This window comes from Microcystis sp. M165S2 (assembly GCF_020245885.1).
Lineage (GTDB): Bacteria > Cyanobacteriota > Cyanobacteriia > Cyanobacteriales > Microcystaceae > Microcystis.
Map to the genome: position 1 here is coordinate 1 of NZ_JADBTZ010000153.1, position 5,583 is coordinate 5,583.

Consider the following 5,583-nt stretch of genomic DNA (forward strand, 5'->3'; position numbering starts at 1 on the left):
AGGTGGTCAATTACCTAATTTTCAGGGAAAAAGTCCCTGAATTTTCCCCCCAATCACTCCAAGGGTCGGCACTTTTTGAGGTCAAAAAAGTCTAAAAACCTTGTTGGATAAGGTTTTTAGATTTATTCAGCAAACCCTAACTACTAAAGCTTTCTACTTGACATTTTTACATGAACTAAGCCTAAAGCCTAAACTATGTTGACCTATAATCACAAAAAAACCCGCTTGCGCGGGCTTTTTCCACAAAAGCAAAGTTTAATTAACCTAACAACGCTTTTGCCTTCGCTACCACGTTATCCACGATAAAACCGAACTTCTCTAGAATCACACCCCCCGGAGCAGAAGCGCCGAAGGTATCAACCCCCAACACATCCCCCTCATCGGTGATGTAACGATGCCAACCCATAGTTGAACCCGCTTCCACTGCGAGACGTTTTTTCACTGCTTTAGGAAGTACCGATTCTTTATATTCTGCCGATTGTTCCTCGAATAGCTCCCAACAGGGCATAGAAACGACGCGAGCTTTAATTGCTGCTTCTTTCAACACCGCAGCCGCTTTATCGCAGAGATACAACTCGCCACCCGTACCGATGAGAATGACATCGGGAGTACCCTCGCAATCGGTGATAATATAAGCACCTTTAGCCACACCCTCCAGGGAAGTTCCCGCTAAATTAGGCAGATTTTGACGGGATAATGCTAGTAACGTCGGGCGCTTAGTTTCGCTCACTGCTACTTTATAAGCACCGGAAGTCTCGGTTCCATCCCCCGGACGCATGACTAACAAGTTAGGAATAGCGCGCAGAGAAGCAACGTGTTCCACGGGTTGGTGAGTCGGTCCATCTTCCCCTAAGGCAATGGAATCGTGAGTCATTACCCAGATGACGCGAGTTTCTGACAATGCCGATAAACGGATAGAATTCCGCATATAGTCGGTGAAAATCAGGAAAGTCGCCCCGTAGGGAATCAATCCCGTGTTATGGAGAGCAATACCGTTACAAATCGCCCCCATCGCGTGTTCCCTTACGCCAAAGTGAACGTTACGCTCCTGATAACTGCCTTTTTGGAAATTACCAAAATGCTCTAATTCCGTGTAGTTAGAGTGGGTTAAATCCGCCGAACCACCGATTAAACCGGGTAACACCCCCGCAAGCGCATTTAAGCAGATTTCCGAGTGTTTACGACTAGCGAGCGCCTTATCTTCGGGTTTATATACAGGTAAAGCTTTGTCCCAACCTTCCGGCAGTTGACCGGTGGTTAACTGTTCAAATAAAGCCGCTTCTGCGGGATATTTAGCCTGATATTCGCTAAATAACTTATTCCAGTCCGTTTCTGCCGTTGCTCCCTTGTCCACTGCTTGCCGGAAACGACTCAGGACATCATCGGGAACCACAAACGGCTCGTATTCCCAACCTAGTGCTTTCCGGGTTAACTCGATTTCTGTTGCTCCTAAAGCTGCCCCGTGAACATCGGCGGTATTAGACTTATTGGGGGAACCATAACCGATGGTAGTGGTGATTTTAATCATCGAGGGTTTATCGGTGACAGCCTTGGCCGCTGCAATCGCATTGGCAATGGCATCTAAATCGGTGTTACCATTCTCCACGTGCTGAACGTGCCAACCGTAGGCTTCAAAACGCTTGCTCACGTCCTCGGTAAAAGCGATATCGGTGGAACCATCGATCGAGATATGGTTATCATCATAGAGAGCGATTAACTTGCCTAAACCCCAGTGACCGGCTAAAGAACAAGCTTCCCCGGAAATTCCCTCCATATTGCAACCATCACCCAAAATCACATAGGTGTAATGGTCGATAATTTTGGCATCCGGTTTGTTGAAACGGGCCGCTAAATGGGCTTCTGCTAGGGCCAAACCGACCCCATTGGCAATCCCTTGACCCAGAGGACCGGTGGTCACTTCTACCCCTTCGGTGACGAAATTTTCGGGGTGGCCGGGGGTTTTCGATTTCCACTGCCGGAATTGTTTAATTTCCTCTAGGGGAACGCTATCGTATCCGGTCAGGTACATCAAAGCGTACTGCAGCATACAACCGTGACCGGCGGAGAGAACAAAACGATCGCGATTGACCCATTGGGGGTTTTTCGGGTTAAAACGCAGGAATTGATCCCAGAGGACAAAAGCCATGGGAGCGGCTCCCATCGGCAGTCCGGGGTGTCCCGATTTAGCTTTTTCTACGGCATCCACCGCTAAAAAACGCACCGCGTTAATACAAAGTTCTTCGAGAGATTGGGAGGCGACAACCATAATGTTTTTTAGAATGAACTACAAAAATAAGACCCAGTTAAAGAGGGAGCCACTCAAAGATTACTCTTTCAGGGGCATCGACTCAAGCATATTTTCTAAAAGCTAAGGTGACGTTATGGCCACCAAATCCAAAGGAGTTGGAGAGGGCAGCGTTAACTATCTGCTGACGACTTTCGTAGGGGACGTAATCGAGATCACAATCGGGGTCAGGATTGTCGAGGTTGAGAGTCGGGGGAATCCGATCATTAGCGATCGCCATTACCGTGGCCACGGCTTCAATACCACCAGAACCGCCTAAAAGGTGGCCTGTCATCGATTTGGTGGAACTGACGGGGATTTGGTAGGCCGATTCTCCTAAAGCTTTTTTGATCGCCTTGGTTTCCGTGGGATCATTGGCCGCCGTACTGGTGCCGTGGGCGTTGATATAGCTAATTTCCGCCGGAGTCAAGCCAGCATCTTTGATCGCTAATTCGATCGCTCTGGTGGCTCCACGACCATCGGGAACCGGTGCCGTCATGTGATAGGCATCGCAAGTCAGACCATAACCGATCATTTCGGCGTAAATCCGCGCCCCACGGGCTAAGGCCGTTTCTAATTCCTCTATAATCAAAATTCCTGCCCCTTCCCCCATGACAAAACCATCCCGATCCTGATCAAAGGGACGACTGGCCCGGGTGGGGTCATCGTTGCGGGTAGATAGGGCCTTAGCGGAGGCAAAACCAGCCAATCCTAGAGGGGTAACGGCGGCTTCCGTCCCACCGCAGATCATCGCTTTGGCCAAACCCCTTTGTACTAGACGAAAAGCATCGCCGATGGCATTGGAACCGGCAGCACAAGCGGTCACGGTGCAGTTACTCGGTCCTTTGGCCCCCGTGTGGATGGCGGTTAAACCAGCGGCCATATTGGCAATCATCATCGGGATCATGAAGGGACTACACCGGCTCGGACCTTTTGTCAAGTAAATTTCCTGTTGATCCTCAAGCACTTTTATGCCACCCACTCCTGTACCGATTAGTACACCTATATCATCGGCATTGAGAGCGTCGATAACTAATCGAGAATCTTGCAGCGCTTGCAAACTAGCGGCGACGGCAAATTGAGCGAAACGGTCCATGCGCTTTGCCTCTTTGCGATCCACATAGTCGTGGGGGTCAAAACCCCGCACTTCCCCAGCAATGCGACAAGCGTGACGGGAGGCATCAAAGTGGGTGATTAAACCAATGCCACTTTTGCCGTTGATTAAGCCTGTCCAATAGTCTGCTAGATTATTGCCGAGGGGAGTGATCGCACCCATCCCCGTGATGACAACCCTTTTTAATGGCACTTCTGTCATGTTTGTTCAAAAATAAGGGCAGATTTTGCCCCAGATATTTAATCCTAATTGTCAATTTTCTCGCAATAATTAGGCGGTTGCTCCTACTTTCTCGTTAATATACTCGACAGCTTTGCCCACAGTGTCAATTTGTTCGGCCGCTTCGTCGGGAATTTCAATATGAAATTCTTCCTCTAAACCCATCACTAACTCCACCACATCAAGGGAATCCGCTGCCAGGTCATTAGCAAAGCTTGCTTCGGGGGTAACTTTTTCCGGCTCTACGTCTAATTGTTCCACAACAACTTTTTGAACTCGATCGAAAATGCTTGCACTCATGGATGTCAATTTTTATCCGCTGGTTTACCGGACTCTAGCCTCTAGGGTCTGGGGAAATGGGGCGGTGTTACCATTTCCGACAATAAATTTCGGTTAGCTTTTTCACTGACCATTTTTCATCTTACTGGAAGTTGTTCCCCTCTTGATGAAGTTTTTTCGCGATCATCGGGGTAGTGGGGTAGTGGGGTAGTGGGGTAGTGGGGTAGTGGGGTAGTGGGGTAGTGGGGTAGTGGGGGAAGTGGGGTAGTGGGGAAGTGGGGTAGTAGGGAAGTGGGGGAATTTCAACTAAAACCCCAACACCCTAACACCCCAACACCCCCCCGCAACGCGCACGCAGTGACCACCCTATCTCCTGCCTCCTGCCTCCTGAATAAAAAGCAAAAATATAACGGATAACTCCGAAATTCAGATAATAATCATGGCTGACCATTACCCCAATTCTAGAATTTCCGTTTTTAAAGGTTTTCTTGACTACTATTCGGCGGTAGCCAATCCAGTTTCGGTGCTGCCGGTGCTGCGACGACGGGTGAGAGTATTAAAGAGCATAATTCCGATCGCTTTGATCAGATTACCTTCCAACTCTTGGAACATTTTCATGTTCATGCCAAAAGCGGCGTTAGCTTCGGCGACAATGCGATCAGCCATGGCTTGCTCCACGGGTAAATCGTCGAGGGTTTGACGATAGTGGTTTTTATAGGCTTTTTCGTCGGGAATATCTTTAAAATCATAGAAAGCCGTGCCACCAGTTTCCAGATTCATCGCTTTTTCGGCGATTTTTTTCAAGATTTGCCCCCCGGACAGATCGCCGAGATAACGGGTATAGGAATGAGCGACTAATAATTCGGGTTCTGTTGTGGCGATTTCCCGAATCCGGTTAACGTAGGCCTGACCTGCGGGAGATAAAGCGATCTCGTTGCGCCAATTGGGACCATAATAAAAATATAAATCCTGTTCCAGCGCATTTTTGCGATTGAGTTCAGGAAAACAGATTTTAGAAACCACGGCATGACTACGAAGTTTTTCCATCTCCTCCTCCATGGCCGAATAGACGAAGTAGAGGTTAGCCACCAGTTTGCGATAGGAAGTTTTTTCTACCACACCTTTGAGAAAACACTTGACAAAACCGACGTTTTCTGCCATTGTGTGGGATTTTTTCGTGCCTTCCCGCAGTTGAGTTGATAAATTAACGCTCATATTATGATCACCTGTTGGGATGAGTAGAATGGATCGGGTTGGTTACAGATGCTTACTAAAACCGCCTATTTTGGTAGATTAAACTGAATTGATCGGTAATTTTATTAAGAATTTTTACAGTGCCGCCGGGGGAGCTTAGGGGAGAAATTTAGCTCTAGAAGGACTTTCAGTCCGGTTAAAACCGGTATCGATCGAGATGGCGCAATTGTAAAGATTAGTGAAAAACGGCTCCCTAGTTGATCTTGGTGAGAGAGAGGGTGTAATCTAGCACAAATATCAATTCTCGACCAAGACTGTTCACACTTCTTAGAAATTCTTAACATTCAGGAGACTCATCGAAAATTTTGGGTGGGAAACCCCGCCGTTCTAGGTTGGCTTTACGTTAGAATTAAAAAGACCGTCTCGAAAACCAAGTGGGCGGACAGCACCTTGAAAACTCGGCTTAGGGGGTTCCGTTCAGAAAAGCTTGTCC

4 protein-coding genes are annotated in these 5,583 nt (G+C 48.0%); all 4 read right to left on the reverse strand.

The window, feature by feature from the left end:
• Positions 1-259: 259 nt before the first annotated feature.
• Complete coding sequence (gene tkt, locus IM479_RS08165; RefSeq protein WP_287686374.1) at positions 260-2,266, reverse strand: transketolase; 2,007 nt, start codon at positions 2,264-2,266, stop codon at positions 260-262.
• Between the two features lie 82 nt (positions 2,267-2,348).
• On the reverse strand, positions 2,349-3,599 hold the full coding sequence (fabF, locus tag IM479_RS08170; RefSeq protein WP_287686376.1) for a beta-ketoacyl-ACP synthase II: 1,251 nt from the start codon (positions 3,597-3,599) through the stop codon (positions 2,349-2,351).
• Positions 3,600-3,668: 69 nt separating this feature from the next.
• Positions 3,669-3,917 (reverse strand): acyl carrier protein, encoded by a 249-nt coding sequence (locus IM479_RS08175; RefSeq protein ID WP_287686377.1) that lies wholly within the window; start codon positions 3,915-3,917, stop codon positions 3,669-3,671.
• Between the two features lie 474 nt (positions 3,918-4,391).
• Entirely contained in the window at positions 4,392-5,111 is a 720-nt protein-coding gene (locus IM479_RS08180) for a biliverdin-producing heme oxygenase (RefSeq protein ID WP_286826505.1), read from the reverse strand.
• Positions 5,112-5,583: the final 472 nt, after the last annotated feature.